Origin of the sequence: Streptomyces sp. NPDC086766, from assembly GCF_044746005.1 — a bacterium.
In the GTDB taxonomy this organism is placed as follows: Bacteria; Actinomycetota; Actinomycetes; order Streptomycetales; family Streptomycetaceae; genus Streptomyces.
Genome location: NZ_JBIVBI010000001.1, coordinates 679,925 through 698,305, shown reverse-complemented (window position 1 = coordinate 698,305; position 18,381 = coordinate 679,925). Strand labels below are relative to the sequence as shown.

Here is an 18,381-nt window from a genome sequence, read left to right as displayed (position 1 = left end):
GCCCCTGCATGCCGCACGCTCCACAACACGCGGACACCGCACCCGCGGAACTGGACACGGCCCTGCGGGGCGGCCCCTTCCACGTCGCGCTGCGCGCCGCGATCGCCGCCCGGGGACTGCCGTTGCAGCGCGTGCAGCACCACCTCTCGCGCTACGGGGTGCGGGTCGGGGTCACCAGCCTCAGCTACTGGCAGCAGGGCGCCCGGCGCCCGCAGCGCCCCGAGTCCCTGCGCGCCGTACGGGCCCTGGAGGAGATCCTCCAGTTGCCGGAGGAGTCGCTCATCCGCCTGCTCGCCGAGAGTGAGGAGCGGTCCGTCGCCCGGCAGCCGGCGGCGCGCTCCTACCGCTCCCTGGTCGAGGCTTCGGGAGTGCTGGACCGGCTGCTGGCCGAGCTGGACTGCCCGCCCGACGGCGGCCTGCAGATCCTCGGGCACCACGAGCGCGTCCGGATCGGTGCCCGGCGCGAACTCGCGGAGCGCGAGTCCCAGCACATCGTGCGCGCCCACCGGGACGGCGCGGACCGCTTCGTGGCCGTCCACCACGGCGACCCGGGGTGCGTGCCGGAACGGATGGCCGTGCAGGCCCTGGAGAACTGCCGGACCGGGCGGGTGCGCCGGCACCACGACACCGGCGTGCTCGTGGCCGAACTGCTCTTCGACACCCGGCTGCGGGCCGGCGACACCTTCCTCTTCCGCTACGGCGTCGAGGACGGCACCGCCGGCGTGTCACGCGAGTTCGTCCGGGGTTTCGGCTTCGTGGGCGGGCAGTACGCCCTCCAGGTGCGGTTCGACGCCGACGCCCTTCCGGTGCGCTGCCACCGGTTCACCCAGCACTCGGCGGCCGCCCCGCGCACCGGCCGCCACGACCTGCGGGTCAACGAACGGCACCGCTCGGTGAACCTGGTCGAGTCACGCGTGCGGCCGGGGATCGTGGGGATCGGCTGGGAGTGGGAGTGAGCGGCCGCCGCTGAACGGCCGCGCCGGTCAGGCCTCCGGCCCGGCGACTATCCTGCCGCCCTTGGCGCGGACCGGGAGCTCGTGCAGCGGCTCGGTGGCCGGGGCGCGCACCACCTTGCCGGTCGTGGCGTCGAACTCGCTGCCGTGGCAGGGACATACGAGCGTCGTGCCCTGGAGCTTGTTGATGGGGCACTGGGCGTGCGTGCAGATGGTGCTGAACGCCCGCAGCGCGCCCTTCGCGTCCCGGCTGACCACCACGTTGTGGTCCCGGTGGAGCTGGGCGCCCCCCTCGGGCAGCTCGCTCTCGGCGCCGAGGTCCACCGGTGCCGTGGGGGTCGCCGGGGCCGAGGTTCCCCCGACGGGCGAGCAGGCGGCGAGCCCGAGCCCGGCGACGGGCGCCAGGGCCGCTCCTCGAAGGACGGTACGGCGGCTCGCGGAGGGTCGGCCGGACATGAGGTCTCCACTGGTCGGGGCGGTGCCTGGGGCCGTGCGCGGAGGTATGGGGGCACGGCTGCGCACGCCGACGATATCCGCCCGTATCGCTCCGGCCGCGACCGGGGCGGGAGTGGGACGGGGCTGCGTCGGGGGCGGGGCGGGATGCGGATCGAGGGGGAACGAGGGTGGCGTAAACGCTTGCGCAAGCGTTTACGCGGGGTGGTGCGATGCGATAGCTTCCCCGCCAGGAGGCCCGCGAGGGCGGTACGTGGCCCGTGCCGGGCCCGCGCCAGGCCTCCGCGGGGTCCCCACGATCTCCGCGAGGTCCCCACGACGGTCCGGGAAGGAGACCCGATGCCCACCATGGCCGATGTGGCGCGCAGCGCCGGCGTCTCGGTGGCGACCGTCTCGCACGTGCTCAACGGCACCCGTCCGGTGCTGCCGCACACCCGTCAGGCCGTGCTGGACGCGGTGGAGGAACTCGGCTACACCCCGAACACCCTCGCCCGCTCCCTGGTCACCTCCCGCACCCGGTCCATCGGGCTGGCGGTGTCGGCCGTCAGCAACCCGTACTTCACGGAGATCCTCCAGGGGGTCGAGGCCGGTGCCCTGGAGCACGGCTACAGCCTGCTCATCGCCGACCCCCACGACGACCCCGGCCACGAACGCAAGGTCGTCCAGCTCCTGCACGAGCGCCGTGTGGACGGCATGATCGTCGCTCCGTCCGCCGCACCGCGCGAACTCGTCGGCTACCTCACGCGCCATGCCCTGCCGACGGTGTTCCTCGACCGGCTGGTCGACGCCGGGGCGCACGACACCCCGCGCTTCGACCAGGTCTGCGCCGACAGCGCGGAACCGACCGCCCTCCTCGTCACCCACCTCGCCTCCCTCGGGCACCGGCGGATCGGCCTGGTCGCGGGCCTGCCCGGGCTCAGCACCACCAGCGAGCGGATCACCGGCTACCGGCACGGCCTGACCGCCGCCGGTCTCGCCCACGACGAACGGCTCGTGGTGCACGGCGACTCGTCGTCCGACGGCGCCGAGCGCGCGACCGCCGCCCTGCTGTCGCGGGCCGCGCCACCCACGGCGCTGGTGACGGCCAACAACGCGATGACCATCGGCGCCCTGCGCGTGCTGCGCGAACGGGGCCTGTCCGTGCCCGGTGACATCGCCCTGTGCTGCTTCGACGACTTCGCCTGGGCCGATCTGTTCTCGCCCCGACTCACCGCGATCGCCCAGCCCAGCAGGGAACTGGGTGCGCGGGCCGTCCGGGTGCTGCTGGACCGCCTTGCCGAGCCGGACCGGCCCGCCCGGACGGTTCGGCTCCCGTGTTCCTTCGTCCACCGCACCTCCTGCGGGTGTCCGGAACGGCCGGAAGGGCCGGAAGGGCCGGAAACCGGCCGCGGCCCCCGCCGGACCCCCTGGCCGCGAGCCGAGAAAGGAACCGACTCGTGATCGTCGTCGCCGGTGAGGCCCTGATCGACCTGGTACCGCAGGGCACGGGCGCCCTCACGGACCTCAAGCCGGCGCTCGGCGGCGGCCCCTACAACACGGCGGTCGCCCTCGGCCGCCTCGGCTCCGCCACGGCCTTCTGCTCCCGCACCTCGCACGACGCCTTCGGCGAGGCCCTGCTCGACGGGCTGCGGCGGGCCGGCGTGGACGTCTCCGGCGTACAGCGCGGAGCCGAGCCGACCACCCTGGCGGTCGCCACCATCGGCGCCGACGGGTCCGCCGCGTACTCCTTCTACGTCGACGGCACCGCCGACCGGCTGTTCACCGCGCCCGCCGGGCTTCCGGCCGGCACCCGGGCGGTGTCCTTCGGCACCTGTTCGCTCGTGCTGGAGCCGGGGGCGAGCGCCTACGAGGACCTGATGCGCACCGCCGCGGCGCAGGGCGTGTTCACCGCGCTGGACCCGAACATCCGGACCGGACTCATCCCCGACGCGGACGCCTATCGGGCGCGGTTCGCGCGCTGGCTGCCGTCGGTGTCGCTGCTGAAGCTTTCCGAGGAGGACGCCCACTGGCTGGGCGGCAGCCCGCGCGAGTGGCTGGCCGCGGGGCCCTCGGCCGTCGTGATCACGCACGGCGGGGACGGGCTCACCGCCTTCACCCGGGACGGCGCGGTGCACGCCGTTCCGGGCGAGAAGGTCGACGTGGTGGACACGATCGGCGCGGGCGACACGGTGAACGCCGCCCTGCTGCACGGTCTGTCCGTCCAGGGCGCCCTCTCCCCGGACGGTCTCGCCGCGCTCGGGCCCGACGGCTGGACCCGGCTGCTGCGGTTCGCGGCACGCGCGGCGGCGATCACCTGCTCGCGCGCGGGCGCGGAGCCGCCGTACGCGTCCGAGGTGGGCGCGTTCTAGCGGTCCGTGCCGTCCGCTTTCGACGGTGACGGTGACGGTGCGACAACGCGCGGCGCCCCACGGGGAGTCCCCGTGGGGCGCCGCGCGTTCACTACGGTGCGTCAGGCCTTGCGGGCCCGTGTCGTCCTCTTCGCCGGTGCCGCCTTCGTGGCCGCCGTCTTCGTGGCCGCCGTCTTCTTGGCCGCCGCCTTCTTCGCGGCGGCCGTCTTCCCGGTGGCTCCGCCGGCCTTCTTGGCCGCGGTGTCGTCGGCCGCCTTGGCCGTGCGGGCCGTGGCCGTCTTCTTCGCCGTCGCCGCGGCCGCGACCGTCTTCCGGGCGGCCGCCCGCCGCGGCGCCTTCACCGGCTCCGCGTCGCTGATCCGGTCGGCGCCGAGGATCTCGCGCAGGAACTTGCCGGTGTGGCTGGCCGGGACACCGGCGACCTCCTCGGGCGTGCCCTCGGCGACGACGAGGCCGCCGCCCGCGCCGCCCTCGGGGCCCATGTCCACGATCCAGTCGGCGGTCTTGATCACGTCGAGGTTGTGCTCGATGACGATGACCGTGTTGCCCTTGTCGACCAGGCCGGACAGGACCGTCAGCAGCTTGCTGATGTCCTCGAAGTGCAGACCGGTGGTCGGCTCGTCCAGGACGTAGACCGTGCGTCCGGTGGAGCGGCGCTGGAGCTCGCTGGCGAGCTTCACGCGCTGCGCCTCACCGCCGGAGAGGGTGGTGGCGGACTGGCCGAGCCGGACGTAGCCGAGGCCCACGTCGTTCAGCGTCCTCAGGTGGCGGGAGATCGCGGGTACGGCCTCGAAGAAGCCCATGGCCTCCTCGATCGGCATGTTCAGCACGTCGGCGATGGACTTGCCCTTGTAGTGGACCTCCAGGGTCTCCCGGTTGTACCGGGCACCGTGGCAGACCTCGCACGGGACGTACACGTCCGGGAGGAAGTTCATCTCGATCTTGATCGTGCCGTCGCCGGCGCAGTTCTCGCAGCGGCCGCCCTTGACGTTGAAGGAGAAGCGGCCGGGCTGGTAGCCGCGGACCTTGGCCTCGGTGGTCTCGGCGAAGAGCTTGCGGATGTGGTCGAAGACGCCGGTGTAGGTGGCCGGGTTCGACCGCGGGGTGCGGCCGATGGGCGACTGGTCGACGTGCACGACCTTGTCGACGAGGTCGTCGCCGGCCACGCGCGTGTGCCGCCCCGGCACGTTCCGCGCGCCGTTCAGCTCGCGGGCCAGGTGCGTGTACAGGATGTCGTTGACCAGCGTCGACTTGCCGGAGCCGGACACGCCCGTGACGGCCGTGAACACGCCCAGCGGGAACGACACGTCGATGTCCTGGAGGTTGTTCTCCCGGGCGCCGTGCACCGTGAGGTGCCGCGAGGGGTCGCGTGGGCGCCGGACGTCGGGCAGCGGGATCGCCTTCTTGCCGGACAGGTACTGGCCGGTCTGCGACTCGGCGTTCGCGAGCAGCTCCTTCAGGGAGCCGCTGTGCACGACCTTGCCGCCGTGCTCGCCCGCGCCGGGGCCGATGTCGACGACCCAGTCGGCGACCTTGATGGTGTCCTCGTCGTGCTCGACGACGATGAGGGTGTTGCCCATGTCGCGCAGCCGGACCAGCGTCTCGATCAGCCGGTGGTTGTCGCGCTGGTGCAGGCCGATGGACGGCTCGTCGAGGACGTACAGGACGCCGACGAGGCCGGAGCCGATCTGGGTGGCCAGGCGGATGCGCTGGGCCTCGCCGCCGGAGAGCGTGCCGGCCGCGCGGTTCAGCGAGAGGTAGTCCAGGCCGACGTCGACCAGGAAGCGCAGCCGCTCGTTGACCTCCTTGAGGACCCGCTCGGCGATCTTCTTGTCGCGGGCGGTGAGCTTCAGTTCGCCCAGGAAGTCCGCGCAGTCGCTGATGGACATCGCGGAGACCTCGGCGATCGACTTCCCCATGATCGTGACCGCGAGGACGACCGGCTTCAGGCGGGTGCCCTCGCAGGTGGGGCAGGGCACCTCGCGCATGTAGCCCTCGAAGCGCTCACGGCTCGCGTCGCTCTCGGCCTCGCTGTGCCGGCGCTTGACGAAGTGGACGGCGCCTTCGAAGGGCGTGGTGTACACGCGCTCGCGCCCGTACCGGTTGCGGTAGCGGACCTCGATCTGCGTCTTGTGGCCGTGCAGCAGGGCCTTCTTGGCGCGCTGCGGCAGCCCCGCGAAGGGGATGTCGGTGCGGAAGCCCAGCGCGTCCGCGAGGGCGCCGATCAGCCGGCCGAAGTAGTCCTTGGTGTGCCCGTGCGACCAGGGGTGGATGGCGCCCTCGTCGAGGCTCTTCTCCTCGTCCGGGACGATCAGTTCGGGGTCGACCTCCATGCGCGTGCCGATGCCGGTGCACTCGGGGCAGGCGCCGAAGGGCGAGTTGAAGGAGAAGGAGCGGGGCTCCAGCTCCTCGAAGGAGAGGTCGTCGTACGGGCAGTACAGGTGCTCCGAGTACATGCGCTCGCGCCCCGGGTCGTCCTCGGGGAGGTCGACGAAGTCGAGCACGACCATGCCGCCGGACAGGCCGAGGGCGGTCTCCACGGAGTCGGTCAGACGGCGCTTGGCGGAGTCCTTCACCGTGAGGCGGTCGACGACCACCTCGATGGTGTGCTTCTCCTGCTTCTTCAGCGTGGGCGGGCTGGACAGCTGGACGGTCTCGCCGTCCACCCGCGCGCGGCTGTACCCCTTGGTCTGGAGGTCGGCGAAGAGGTCGACGAACTCGCCCTTGCGCTCGCGCACCAGCGGGGCCAGCACCTGGAAGCGGCTGCCCTCCGGCAGCTCCAGGACCTTGTCGACGACGGCCTGCGGCGACTGGCGCGAGATGGGCCGGCCGCACTCGGGGCAGTGCGGCTTGCCGATGCGCGCGAAGAGCAGACGCAGGTAGTCGTAGACCTCCGTGATGGTGCCGACCGTCGAGCGCGGGTTGCGCGAGGTCGACTTCTGGTCGATGGAGACCGCCGGAGACAGACCTTCGATGAAGTCGACGTCCGGCTTGTCCATCTGCCCGAGGAACTGCCGGGCGTAGGAGGACAGCGACTCCACGTAGCGCCGCTGGCCCTCGGCGAAGATCGTGTCGAAGGCCAGGGACGACTTGCCCGACCCGGACAGACCCGTGAAGACGATGAGCGAGTCCCTGGGCAGGTCGAGCGAGACGTTCTTCAGGTTGTGCTCGCGCGCGCCACGGACGATGAGACGGTCGGCCACGCCGGTCCGCACCTTTCTTCAGAGAAGTGACAGGGGCGAGGCCCCCGTCCTTCTTCAGACTAGGGGGAGCCACTGACAACGCCGGTCGGATGCCCCGGATGCGACAACAATCCCCGGCCTTCCAGCATGCCCGACGCCGCACCCGACCCTATAGCACGTGCATTCGATTTGCGGGCCGGGGCCACCACCTTCACCCGAAGGTGTGGCGGGGCTAGGGTCGCCCTCATGACTGATCATGTCCGCGACCTGGCATCTGTACGCGAAGCTACCGACCGGCTGCTCACCGCCGCCGGCAAACTGGACAACGCGACTGTGACACAGCAGTCACGGCTGCCCGGCTGGACCCGAGGCCATGTCCTCGCCCACCTCGCCCGCAACGCGGACGCGCTCGTGAACGTCCTCGAGGGGCGTCCCATGTACGTCTCCGCCGAGGCCCGGGACGCGGACATCGAGCGGGACGCCCCGCGCGGCCTCGACGCGCACCTCGCCGACGTGCGCGAGAGCGCGGACCGTTTCCAGGACACGGGAGCCGCGCCCGCGGACTGGTCGCGCACGGTGGAGCTGCGCAACGGCGTCACCGACTCGGCGTCCCGGCTGCCATTCCGGAGGTGGGTGGAGGTCGAACTGCACCACGTGGACCTCGGCATCGGGTACGAACTGGAGGACCTGCCGGAGGAGTTCGTGGAGCGGGAGATCGACTTCCTCGCCCAGCGCTTCGCGGGCCGGCCCGACGTGCCGCCGACCCGCCTGACGGACGGCACGCGCGCGTGGAGCACGGGCGGGACGGCGGCCGAGCCGGCGGTCACCGTCACCGGAGGTCGGGCGGACCTGCTGGGCTGGCTCGCCGGGCGCCGCGACGGCTCCGCCCTGACGACGGAGGGCGGCGCGCTCCCGGCGCTTCCCCCGCTGTAGCCCGTGGTCGGCCCGGCGGCCACTCCCCCGCTATAGGCTGACGGCCATGACGTACAGCGGAGAGGTGACGGTCGGCGGCCCGGCGGACGTGCACGAGCTGAAGGACCTGATGATCACCAAGATCGCGGTCGGCCCGATGGACAACAACGCCTATCTGCTGCGCTGCCGGGCCACGGACGAGCAGCTGCTGATCGACGCGGCCAACGACGCGCGGACGCTGCTCGGCATGATCGGTGACGACGGGATCGCCTCCGTCGTCACCACCCACCGCCACGCCGACCACTGGCAGGCCCTCGCCGAGGTCGCGGCGGCCACCGCAGCGCGCACGCACGCGGGCCGGGACGACGCCGAGGGCATCCCGGTGCCCACCGACGTCCTCGTCGACGACGGCGACACCGTGCGGGTGGGGCACGTGGAACTCACCGCGCGCCGACTGGTGGGGCACACACCGGGCTCCATCGCGCTGGTCTACGACGACCCGCACGGTCATCCCCACCTCTTCACGGGCGACTGCCTCTTCCCGGGCGGCCTGGGCAACACCCGCAAGGACCCGAAGGCGTTCGCCAGCCTGATCCACGACGTGGAGACGAAGATCTTCGACGTCCTCCCGGACGAGACCTGGGTGTACCCGGGACACGGCAACGACACCACGCTCGGCGCGGAACGCCCGCATCTGCCGGAGTGGCACGCGCGCGGGTGGTGACGGGCGCCCCAGGACGAGGCCCCCGCGCCCCCGCGCGCACCCCGTGTGCACGCTTCGCCCGCGCCGGTGGTACGCGAGCGCTCCCGGCTCACGTCGTCGCGCGGTCGACTGGAGGGCAGCCCCGTACAGGACGACGGCTCCTGCACGGAACGGGCCGTCGGCCTCTCGAACCCCGCCCCCCGGCCGACGGCCCCGGCTCCCCGCGCGGAGCGGTCAGGCGTCCGCGGCACCCGCTCCCGCGAGCGCGGCGACCCGCTCCACCGCGAAGGCGTACCCCTGCACCCCGCACCCGGCGATGACGCCGTCGGCGCGCAGCGAGACGTACGAGTGGTGCCGGAACTCCTCGCGCCGGTGGATGTTGGAGATGTGGACCTCCACCACCGGCAGCCCGTCGCAGGTGTTGAGCGCGTCCAGGATCGCGACGGAGGTGTGCGAGTAGGCGGCCGGGTTGATCACGATCCCGGCGTGGTTCAGCCGGGCCTCGTGGATCCAGTCCACCAGCTCGCCCTCGTGGTTGGACTGCCGAAAGTCCACCGTGCCGCCGTGCGCCGCGGCCGCCTTCGCGCACAGCGCCTCGACGTCCGCGAGTGTGTCGGAGCCGTAGATCTCCGGCTGGCGCTGCCCGAGCAGGTTCAGGTTGGGGCCGTTGAGGATCATGATGGGGGCGTTGGCGAGAGTGCGGGGCACGGTTCCTCCGGTCCGTTCGGATCTGCCGGCCCACGAAGGACCGCTGCTCAGCCCCCGGTCTATCACGCGGTCACGAGCGAGCGGCGCGCCGTGTGCCGTCCAGCGACCCGGGCGCACGCCCGCACGTCCTCGGCACGATCGGAGCTCCCACGCGCCCCCGTAACCCCAGGTGACGGTGGGTAGTTGACGCGACATGCACGTTGCACGCTCCGTGAGGAACCCGGTGCCGGAGCCGGCGAAGGACCGCGCGAACCGGCCGTCCATGCCGCGGCTGGCCGCCGCCTCGCTCGCCGGGACCGCGATCGAGTTCTACGACTTCTTCGTCTACGGCACCGCGGCGGCCCTGGTCCTCGGGTCGCTGTTCTTCCCCACCTTCTCGCCGGTTGCGGGGACGTTGGCCGCCTTCGGCACCTTCGGCGCGGGATTCGTGGCCCGGCCGCTCGGCTCCGTCCTGTTCGGTCACCTCGGCGACCGGCACGGTCGGCGGCCGGTGCTGGTGGGCTCGCTGCTGCTGACCGGGGCGTCGACCGTCGCGGTCGGGTGCGTGCCGGCGTACGGCACGATCGGGGTGGCCGCTCCGGCGCTGCTGCTCCTGCTGCGCTTCCTGCAGGGTCTCGGGCTGGGCGGGGAGTGGGGCGGGGCGGTGCTCCTGACGGCCGAGCACGCGCCCGCACGGCGGCGCGGGCTGTGGTCGAGCTTTCCGCAGATGGGTCCGCCGCTCGGCTTCGTGCTAGCCAACGGGTCGGTGCTGGTGCTGTCGGTGACGCTCTCCGAGGCGCAGTTCGCCCGGTGGGGTTGGCGGGTGCCGTTCTGGGCGGCCGGGATCCTCGCCGTGGCCGGGTTGTGGCTGCGTTCGTCGCTGCCCGAGAGTCCCCGCTTCCTGGAGATCGACGTCCACGCGCGCCTGCCGTTCGCAGAACTCGTGCGCCGTCACTGGCGTCTGGTGCTGCTGACCGGGGGCGCCCTCGCGGTCGGGTACGCGGTCTTCTACGCCGTGACGACCTGGTCACTGGCGTACGCGACGGAGCGGCTGGGGCTGAGCCGTACGGTCGTGCTGGGGTGCGTCATGGCCGCCGTGGTGGTGAAGGGCGCCTGCACCCCGCTGGTGGCGCTGCTCGGCGACCGCTTCGGGCGCAGGCCCCTGTGCCTGGCGGGATGCGCGGCGACCGCCCTGTGGATGTTCCCGATGGTCATGCTGCTGGCGACGGGGGCGCCGCCGCTGATGTTCCTGGGCTTCCTGGGGGCGCTGCTGGCGTTCATCGCCATGTTCGCCGTGATCTCCGCTTATCTGCCCGAACTGTACGAGCCGCGGGTGCGCTGCACGGGCGCCGCGGTGGGCTACAACCTCGGCGGGGTCCTCGGCGGCGCCCTCACGCCGATCGTGGCGACGGCGCTCGCGGAGCGGGGCGGGCGCGTCCCCTGGGGCGTCGGCGCCTATCTGACCGGGATCGCGCTGCTCAGCCTCGGCTGCTTCGCCCTGCTGCCGGAGACCCGCCCGGTCGCCGTGGCGGCGGTGGAGCCGGCCGCCTGAGAGCCGCGGCCCGTCCCGGGGCTAAGGGTTGATCGCCAGTTCCAGGTAGGCGGCGAACACCACCAGGTGCACGCCTCCTTGGAGTGGTGTGGCGCGCCCCGGCACGACGGTCAGCGAGGCGACCACCACGGTGAGGGCGAGCAGGACCATGTGGGTGGCGCCGAGGCCGAGGACGAGCGGGCCGGAGAACCACACGGACGCCAGGGCGACGGCCGGGATGGTCAGGCCGATGCTGGCCATCGCCGAGCCGAGCGCGAGGTTGAGGCTGGTCTGCACCCGGTCGCGCCGGGCGGAGCGCAGCGCGGCGATGGTCTCCGGCAGCAGCACCAGCAGCGCGATGATCACGCCGACGACGGCGTGGTGCAGCCCGGCGGCTGCCACTCCGGACTCGATGGTGGGTGACACGCCCTTGGCCAGGCCGACGACGCCGACGAGCGCGAGACCGAGCAGTCCGAGACTGGTCCGGGCGGCACGCGCGGACGGCGCCCGCGCGTGGTCGTCGGAGGTGATCACCTCTCCCTGCCGGGTGATCGGCAGGAAGTAGTCGCGGTGCCGCACGGTCTGGGTGGCGACGAACAGGCCGTACAGGACCAGCGAGGAGAGGGCCGCGAAGGTGAGCTGAACGCCGGAGAACTCCGGGCCCGGCTTGCTGGTGGTGAACGTCGGCAGCACCAGGCTGAGCGTGGCCAGCGTCGCCACCGTGGCCAGGGCGGCGCCCGTGCCCTCGGCGTTGAAGACCGCCGTGCCGTGCCGCAGGGAGCCGACGAGGAGGGACAGCCCGACCACGCCGTTGCAGGTGATCATCACGGCGGCGAAGACCGTGTCCCGGGCCAGCGTCGCGCTCTTGTCGCCGCCGTCCGCCATCAATGTGACGATCAGGGCGACCTCGATGACGGTGACGGCGATGGCGAGCACCAGCGACCCGAAGGGTTCGCCGACCCGGTGGGCCACCACCTCGGCGTGGTGCACGGCCGACAGGACGGAGCCGGCGAGCACCAGGGTCACCAGCACCACGACCGCGACGGGCAGGCCGCGCCCCCAGGTGAAGATCAGCAGGACGACCGCGAGCACGGGCACGGCGGTCGTCCACGCCGCCGTGAGAGCCCTGAGCCGCGTGATCATGCTGCGATCGTCGCAGAGGCCCACCGCCCGCGCACCCCGGTCCGTGTCCGGGCCCCGGGGCCCCGCGGCGCTCGCGCGCGGGGAACCGTGCCCGCGTGGTGCGCGGGCCGGGGCTTGCGCCCGGTGGTCAGGCATCGACGCTGTCCTTCGGGGAGCGGTCGCTCCCTTCCCGCACCTCCTCGCGCTCGGACTGCTTCTTCGAGGCCGTCAGGCTGGTGACGGTGGTGATCGTCAGGACCGCGCAGATCACGCCGAGGGAGACCGGGATGCTGATCTCCGGGACGTGCACCCCGGACTCGTGCAGGGCGTGCAGGACCAGCTTCACGCCGATGAAGCCGAGGATGACCGACAGGCCGTAGGACAGGTGGACCAGCTTCTTCAGGAGGCCGCCGATGAGGAAGTACAGCTGCCGCAGGCCCATCAGTGCGAAGGCGTTGGCGGTGAAGACGATGTACGGATCCTGGGTCAGGCCGAAGATCGCGGGTATCGAGTCGAGGGCGAACAGGACGTCGGTGGTGCCGATCGCCAGCATGACGACCAGCATCGGCGTCATGACGCGCTTGCCGTTCTGCCGGATCCACAGCTTGGTGCCGTGGTAGCGGTCGGCCACTCCGAAGCGGCGTTCGGCGGCCTTGAGCAGCTTGTTCTCCTCGTACTCCTCGTCCGCCTCCTCGGCCCGGGCCTCCTGGACGAGCTTCCAGGCGGTCCAGACGAGGAACGCGCCGAAGAGGTAGAACACCCACGAGAAGCTCGCGATGATCGCGGCGCCCGCGGCGATGAAGACGGCCCGCAGCACCAGGGCTATGAGGACGCCGACCAGCAGCACCCGCTGCTGGTACTGCGAGGGCACCGCGAACTTCGCCATGATCAGGACGAAGACGAACAGGTTGTCGACGCTCAGCGACTTCTCGGTGATGAAGCCGGCGAAGAACTCGCCGGCGGGCTGACCTCCGCCGAAGACGAGCAGGCCGACCCCGAAGAGACCGGCCAGGGCGATCCAGACGGCGGTCCAGATCCCGGCCTCCTTGATCGACACGTCATGGGGCTTGCGCCCGATGAGGAAGTCGACCGCGATCAGGGCGGCCAGTCCGAGGATGGTCAGGACCCACAGGGTCATGGAGATGTCCACTGCGCCTCCGGCAGGTGCGTCACGGCATAACTGTCAGCGTCGTCGCTGCCGGAGGTCTCTTCCACCCGCCGGGCCCGCGCGCGACGCGCCCGGGCCCGGGAGCCGGCGCCCCGGGATCCACCTGGATCCGTATTGACGGGCACGCCGCAACCGACAGGGAGTACTCCCCTCCGCACGGAAAACAGTACCCGAATCACCAAGGAAAGGTAAAGTGCAAGGCAAAGAAAAGACCAAAAAGCCTGGTCAGAGATCTTTACGTTTCCTTGGTGCGCGCGCCGTCCGCAGTCGGCGGCACGGTCGGCGCGGTCAGCGGTTCCAGTCGCGGCGGCCCGCCGCGACCTGCGCGAGTACTTGGTGGAGCACCTGGCTGCCGGGCGGTACCAGCGGCGGCTCGTAGGTCCAGGCGTGCCCGACCCAGGGGTCGGCGAGGTGGTCGTCGGGGACAGGTGTGAGCCGCAGCAGCGCGCGCCACAGAGGATCGAGCAACGGACCGTAGGAGGCCGCGTCCTCACGGTCGGCGACCATCATCAGATGCACGCCCACGGTCGGTCCCTCGTCCGCCAGGTAGCGCAGCCGGGTCACCGCCCGGTCGTCGAACCCGTGCGGGAAGTCGTGCACGATCAGCAGCTGATCGGAGGTGTCGAAGCCGGGCGGCAGCGCGTCCGGAGCCCCGCCGCGCACGGCCATCTGGACCAGGTCGACGCGCTGGGTGAGCCGGCTCAGGACGTCGGCGACACCGGCGGCGCCGTTCGCGGGAGGGCTCGCCAGGACGCCCGCCCGCACCAGCGGGAGGAGCGACTGCGCTCCCGCCCCGGCCGGGTCGACGACGTGCACCCCGAACTCCCCCGGCGGATGGACGGCGAGCAGCCGGGCCGCATGGGCCACGGCCGTGTCCATGGCGAGGCGGCGCAGCGCGTCCTCGTCGGTGCCGAAGTCGTCGGAGGACGCGGAGCGGCCGCTGTCGATCCACAGACCGCGTTCCAGCGGCAGGCGGACCAGCATGGGGATGCGCAGGGACGGGCTCTCCGGCAGGTGGAGGTCGCCCAGACGCACGGCCATCGGGTTCTCCATCGGCACGCGGTATCCGTGCCAGACCGGGTTGTCCCAGCGCGCGTACGCGGCCGGCAGCGCGGGTTCGACGACCTCGGACTCGGCGGTCAGCTGCGCGAGGTCCCGGTCGAGGGCCTCTCTGGCCCGGTCGACGAGCTGGGCGTGCTTGGCACGCGCCGCCTCCCGCGCGGCGTCGCCCTGTCCGCCGATGCGGCCGCGCGGATCGGAGAGGACCTGGTCCAGCTCCTTCTCCCGGCGCGAGTCGGCGAAGTCGACGGCGCTGCGGTAGGCGGCGGTGGTACGGGCCAGGTCCTCGAACATGCCCCAGACCTGGTTGTAGAGCCGCTCGTCCATGGACCATCCGGTCGCGTCGCCCGCGACGGGCTGCGCCGGCTGCCCGGGCTGGGCCGGGGGCGCGGTCGGCGGGGGCGGCGGCGGAGCCGCGGGGCGCCTGCGGGGATGGCTGTAGTCGATGGGGCCGCCCGTGGACGCCGGCGGCTGGGGGGCCGCGGAAGGCGAGGCGCCGGATCCTTCCGGAGACGGCTCCGACGCCGCGTGGTCCGGGTACGGCGGCCGCGGTGCCGGCTGTCCTGGGGCGCCGGAGGTCTGTCCGGCGTGCGGGGAAGTGGGCTGGGAGGGCACGTGGCCGGTGGCGCCCGGCGCCGCCGCGGTGGCGCCGGGGTCCGGGCCGAGGGCGGGGGCGGGAGTGTGCCGCGAGCGGTCGCCCTCCGCCGTGCGCTGCGGCGGGGCCGCGACCGACCGGGCCAGGCCCCGGGCCACCGTCTCGTCGACGGCGGCCGCCAGCCGGCCGGCCTCGGACAGCCCCTGGTCGGTGAGGAGTGCGGTGAGGCCGCCGGCGTACCCCTGGCCGATGGCGCGCACCTTCCAGGAGCCCTGCCGGCGGTAGAGCTCCAGGGCGACCACGGCCGACTCGGCGTCCAGATCGGTGATCGTGTAGCTGACGAGTTCGGTGCCGTCGAGGCCGGTGACCGCGACGAAGGGCGCGGCGACGGCGGAGAAGCAGGCGGGTCCCGCGCCCGTGGTGGGCAGTGCGAGCAGCACGCTGACGCGGTGCGCGGCCTGCGGCACGGCGCCCAGGTCGACGGCGAGCCGGTGGTCGGCGGCCGCCTGCCGGGGCACCTCCACTCCGGGCAGGACGGGGGCGCCGGGGTGGGCCACCCACTCGGTCCCCCGCACGGTGCCCCGGTCGTCGCCGATCGTGGCCGCGGCCACGATCGGCGTGCCGGCCGAGATCCGGATCTCGAGGCGGACCTCGGAGAGCGGGTGGTTCTGCCCCCGCACCAGCTCGGCCGTCATCGCCCTCGTCCCCCTGTGTCGCCGTGTCGTGTGCCGCCCGCCGGAGCGTCGCCCTACAGGTGCGGCAGGATGGCCGGCATGAGGTCCTGGAAGGTGCGGCCGTTGGCGGGGACACCGAGGGCCGTCATCGTCCAGCCCGCGCCCGAGCGGTGCACCATCGCCATGATCTGGGCGGTGTAGTCGCCGCCGCCGGCGAGGGTGTAGCGGGCGAGCTCCTGGCCGTTGCTCTCGTCGACCAGCCGGCAGAAGGCGTTCTGCACCTCCTGGAAGGTCTGGCCGGTGAAGGAGTTGACGGTGAAGACGATCCGGTCGATGTGGACCGGGACGCGCTGCAGGTCGACGAGGATGGCCTCGTCGTCGCCGCCCTGGCCCGCGCCGCCGACGAGGTTGTCGCCCGTGTGGCGCACCGAGCCGTCGTCGCTCACCAGGTGACGGAAGAACACCACGTCGACCGGCTGCTTGTCGGCGAACAGCACGGCCGAGGCGTCGAGGTCGATCTCGCGCGTACGCGAACCGAACAGACCGCGGCGCGGTGCCGCCTGCCAGCCGAGACCCATACGGACCGCGGCCAGGCTGCCCCCGTCGTTCTTCTGCAGACTGATGGCCTGACCCTTGGTCAAGTTCACGGTCACGGCTGCTTCCCCTCTCGGACTACTCCCCTGTTGCCGCGGTGTCCGCGGTTGATCCGAACCCTACGCAGAGGCGCTGACAACGCCGCACACCGGTCCGCGGATTGTGGCGGTCTTGCAACACAGTGCATACGAGGGGCCCGGACCGGCTCCACCGGACCGGGTCCCGCGAACGAAGGTCAGGCCAGGCCCGCTTCCCGCATCTGGCGCAGTTCCTTCTTCATCTCCGCGACCTCGTCGCGCAGCCGGGCCGCCACCTCGAACTGGAGGTCGGCCGCCGCGGCCCGCATCCGCTCCGTCATCTCCTCGATCTGCTCGGCGAGCTGGGCCGCGGGACGGTCGGTCGGGACCGTCTCCTTGACCTTGCCCTTGGCGGTCTTGGCGGTCTTCGCGCCCTTGGCCGCCTTGTCGCCGAGGGCCGGCACGGGGGTCTTGGTGCCCTTGCCGTCCTTGGCCTGGCGGTAGCCGGAGCCGAGCAGCTGCTCGGTGTCGATCTCCTCGCGGGCGATCTGGGCGACGATGTCGTTGATCTTCTTGCGCAGCGGCTGCGGGTCGATGCCGCGCGCCTTGTTGTAGGCGACCTGCTTCTCCCGGCGGCGGTTGGTCTCGTCGATGGCCTTCTCCATCGCCGGGGTGATCTTGTCGGCGTACATGTGGACCTGACCGGAGACGTTGCGCGCCGCGCGGCCGATGGTCTGGATGAGCGAGGTCCCGGAGCGCAGGAAGCCCTCCTTGTCCGCGTCGAGGATCGCCACCAGGGACACCTCGGGCAGGTCGAGGCCCTCGCGCAGCAGGTTGATGCCGACCAGGACGTCGAACTCGCCCGAGCGCAGCTCCCGCAGCAGTTCGACACGGCGCAGGGTGTCGACGTCGCTGTGCAGGTAGCGCACCTGGATGCCGAGCTCCAGGAAGTAGTCCGTGAGGTCCTCGGCCATCTTCTTGGTGAGCGTGGTGACCAGGACGCGCTCGTCCTTCTCCACACGGACACGGATCTCGTGCACCAGGTCGTCGATCTGGCCCTCGGTGGGCTTGACCACGACCTCGGGGTCGACGAGGCCGGTGGGGCGGATGATCTGCTCGACCTGACCGTCCGAACGCGACAGCTCGTACTGCCCGGGGGTCGCCGAGAGGTACACCGTCTGCCCGATGCGCTCCTGGAACTCCTCCCACTTCAGCGGCCGGTTGTCCAGGGCGGAGGGGAGCCGGAAGCCGTGATCGACGAGGGTGCGCTTGCGGGAGGCGTCGCCCTCGTACATCGCGCCGATCTGGGGCACGGTGACGTGGGACTCGTCGATGACGAGCAGGAAGTCGTCGGGGAAGTAGTCGAGCAGGGTGTTCGGCGGGCTGCCGGGCGCGCGGTCGTCGAAATGCATCGAGTAGTTCTCCACGCCGGAGCAGGTGCCGATCTGGCGGAGCATCTCGATGTCGTAGGTCGTGCGCATCCGCAGGCGCTGGGCCTCCAGGAGCTTGCCCTGCTTCTCCAGCTCGGTCAGGCGCTCCCCCAGCTCCTTCTCGATGCCGTTGACGGCCCGCTCCATGCGCTCGGGTCCGGCGATGTAGTGCGAGGCCGGGAAGACGTAGAGCTGCTGGTCGTCGCTGATGATCTCGCCGGTGAGCGGATGCAGGGTGGACAGCGCCTCGATCTCGTCGCCGAACATCTCGATGCGGACGGCCAGCTCCTCGTAGACCGGGAAGATCTCGATGGTGTCGCCGCGCACCCGGAAGGTGCCGCGGGTGAAGGCCATGTCGTTGCGCGTGTACTGGATGTCCACGAAGCGGCGCAGCAGCTGGTCCCGGTCGATCTCGTCGCCGACTCTGAGGGGGACCATGCGGTCGACGTACTCCTGCGGGGTGCCGAGGCCGTAGATGCAGGAGACGGAGGCGACCACGACGACGTCTCGCCGGGTGAGCAGCGAGTTGGTCGCGGAGTGCCGCAGGCGCTCGACCTCCTCGTTGATCGAGGAGTCCTTCTCGATGTAGGTGTCGGACTGCGGGACGTACGCCTCGGGCTGGTAGTAGTCGTAGTACGAGACGAAGTATTCGACGGCGTTGTTGGGGAGCAGCTCGCGGAACTCGTTCGCCAGCTGGGCGGCCAGGGTCTTGTTCGGTGCCATCACGAGCGTGGGGCGCTGGAGCTTCTCGATCATCCACGCGGTGGTGGCGGACTTGCCGGTGCCGGTGGCGCCGAGCAGGACGACGTCCTTCTCTCCTGCCTCGATGCGCCGGGCGAGCTCGGCGATCGCCTGCGGCTGGTCGCCGCCGGGCTGATAGGGGCTGACGACCTCGAAGGGCGCCACCGTGCGTTCGATCTGGGAAACGGGCCGCATGTCATCAACCGTACGAC

At 72.0% G+C, this 18,381-nt stretch carries 14 protein-coding genes; 6 read left to right on the top strand and 8 right to left on the bottom strand.

Annotated elements, in window-relative coordinates:
* Positions 1 to 8: 8 nt before the first annotated feature.
* On the top strand, positions 9 to 956 hold the full coding sequence (locus tag ACIPM1_RS03095) for a hypothetical protein (protein ID WP_402428082.1): 948 nt from the start codon (positions 9 to 11) through the stop codon (positions 954 to 956).
* 27 nt (positions 957 to 983) lie between these two features.
* Here ACIPM1_RS03095 and ACIPM1_RS03090 read toward each other — a convergent pair whose 3' ends face one another.
* Positions 984 to 1,409 carry a Rieske (2Fe-2S) protein gene (locus ACIPM1_RS03090; protein ID WP_356191572.1) on the bottom strand — a complete coding sequence of 142 codons (426 nt, stop codon included), beginning with the start codon at positions 1,407 to 1,409 and terminating at the stop codon, positions 984 to 986.
* Between the two features lie 336 nt (positions 1,410 to 1,745).
* On the opposite strand from ACIPM1_RS03090, the gene ACIPM1_RS03085 reads away from it, so the two are divergent.
* Both ACIPM1_RS03085 and ACIPM1_RS03080 read left to right on the top strand, forming a co-directional pair.
* On the top strand, positions 1,746 to 2,846 hold the full coding sequence (locus ACIPM1_RS03085; protein WP_402428079.1) for a LacI family DNA-binding transcriptional regulator: 1,101 nt from the start codon (positions 1,746 to 1,748) through the stop codon (positions 2,844 to 2,846).
* Positions 2,843 to 3,754, top strand: coding sequence for a carbohydrate kinase (locus tag ACIPM1_RS03080; protein ID WP_402428076.1), 912 nt, complete (start codon positions 2,843 to 2,845; stop codon positions 3,752 to 3,754). The genes ACIPM1_RS03085 and ACIPM1_RS03080 overlap by 4 nt, the downstream gene beginning before the upstream one ends.
* A gap of 101 nt (positions 3,755 to 3,855) precedes the next feature.
* Here ACIPM1_RS03080 and uvrA read toward each other — a convergent pair whose 3' ends face one another.
* Positions 3,856 to 6,957, bottom strand: a complete 3,102-nt coding sequence (gene uvrA, locus ACIPM1_RS03075; RefSeq protein ID WP_402428073.1) for an excinuclease ABC subunit UvrA — start codon at positions 6,955 to 6,957, stop codon at positions 3,856 to 3,858.
* Between the two features lie 225 nt (positions 6,958 to 7,182).
* On the opposite strand from uvrA, the gene ACIPM1_RS03070 reads away from it, so the two are divergent.
* On the top strand, positions 7,183 to 7,869 hold the full coding sequence (locus ACIPM1_RS03070) for a maleylpyruvate isomerase family mycothiol-dependent enzyme (protein ID WP_402428070.1): 687 nt from the start codon (positions 7,183 to 7,185) through the stop codon (positions 7,867 to 7,869).
* A 46-nt stretch (positions 7,870 to 7,915) separates the two neighbouring features.
* The gene (locus ACIPM1_RS03065; RefSeq protein ID WP_402428067.1) at positions 7,916 to 8,572 is read left to right on the top strand and encodes an MBL fold metallo-hydrolase; all 657 of its coding nucleotides are present in this window, start codon (positions 7,916 to 7,918) and stop codon (positions 8,570 to 8,572) included.
* Positions 8,573 to 8,785: 213 nt separating this feature from the next.
* On the opposite strand, the gene aroQ is transcribed toward ACIPM1_RS03065, so the two are convergent.
* Complete coding sequence (aroQ, locus tag ACIPM1_RS03060) at positions 8,786 to 9,259, bottom strand: type II 3-dehydroquinate dehydratase (protein WP_356191554.1); 474 nt, start codon at positions 9,257 to 9,259, stop codon at positions 8,786 to 8,788.
* A 262-nt stretch (positions 9,260 to 9,521) separates the two neighbouring features.
* On the opposite strand from aroQ, the gene ACIPM1_RS03055 reads away from it, so the two are divergent.
* The gene (locus tag ACIPM1_RS03055; RefSeq protein WP_402428188.1) at positions 9,522 to 10,790 is read left to right on the top strand and encodes an MFS transporter; all 1,269 of its coding nucleotides are present in this window, start codon (positions 9,522 to 9,524) and stop codon (positions 10,788 to 10,790) included.
* Between the two features lie 21 nt (positions 10,791 to 10,811).
* On the opposite strand, the gene ACIPM1_RS03050 is transcribed toward ACIPM1_RS03055, so the two are convergent.
* From ACIPM1_RS03050 to uvrB, 5 genes are all read right to left on the bottom strand, one after another.
* On the bottom strand, positions 10,812 to 11,912 hold the full coding sequence (locus tag ACIPM1_RS03050) for a calcium:proton antiporter (RefSeq protein ID WP_402428064.1): 1,101 nt from the start codon (positions 11,910 to 11,912) through the stop codon (positions 10,812 to 10,814).
* Positions 11,913 to 12,039: 127 nt separating this feature from the next.
* Positions 12,040 to 13,041 carry a TerC family protein gene (locus ACIPM1_RS03045; RefSeq protein WP_402428061.1) on the bottom strand — a complete coding sequence of 334 codons (1,002 nt, stop codon included), beginning with the start codon at positions 13,039 to 13,041 and terminating at the stop codon, positions 12,040 to 12,042.
* Between the two features lie 306 nt (positions 13,042 to 13,347).
* The gene (locus ACIPM1_RS03040) at positions 13,348 to 15,408 is read right to left on the bottom strand and encodes a TerD family protein (protein ID WP_402428058.1); all 2,061 of its coding nucleotides are present in this window, start codon (positions 15,406 to 15,408) and stop codon (positions 13,348 to 13,350) included.
* Positions 15,409 to 15,461: 53 nt separating this feature from the next.
* On the bottom strand, positions 15,462 to 16,040 hold the full coding sequence (locus ACIPM1_RS03035; RefSeq protein WP_392194683.1) for a TerD family protein: 579 nt from the start codon (positions 16,038 to 16,040) through the stop codon (positions 15,462 to 15,464).
* Between the two features lie 176 nt (positions 16,041 to 16,216).
* Positions 16,217 to 18,364, bottom strand: coding sequence for an excinuclease ABC subunit UvrB (gene uvrB, locus ACIPM1_RS03030; RefSeq protein WP_402428054.1), 2,148 nt, complete (start codon positions 18,362 to 18,364; stop codon positions 16,217 to 16,219).
* Between the last annotated feature and the right edge of the window lie 17 nt (positions 18,365 to 18,381).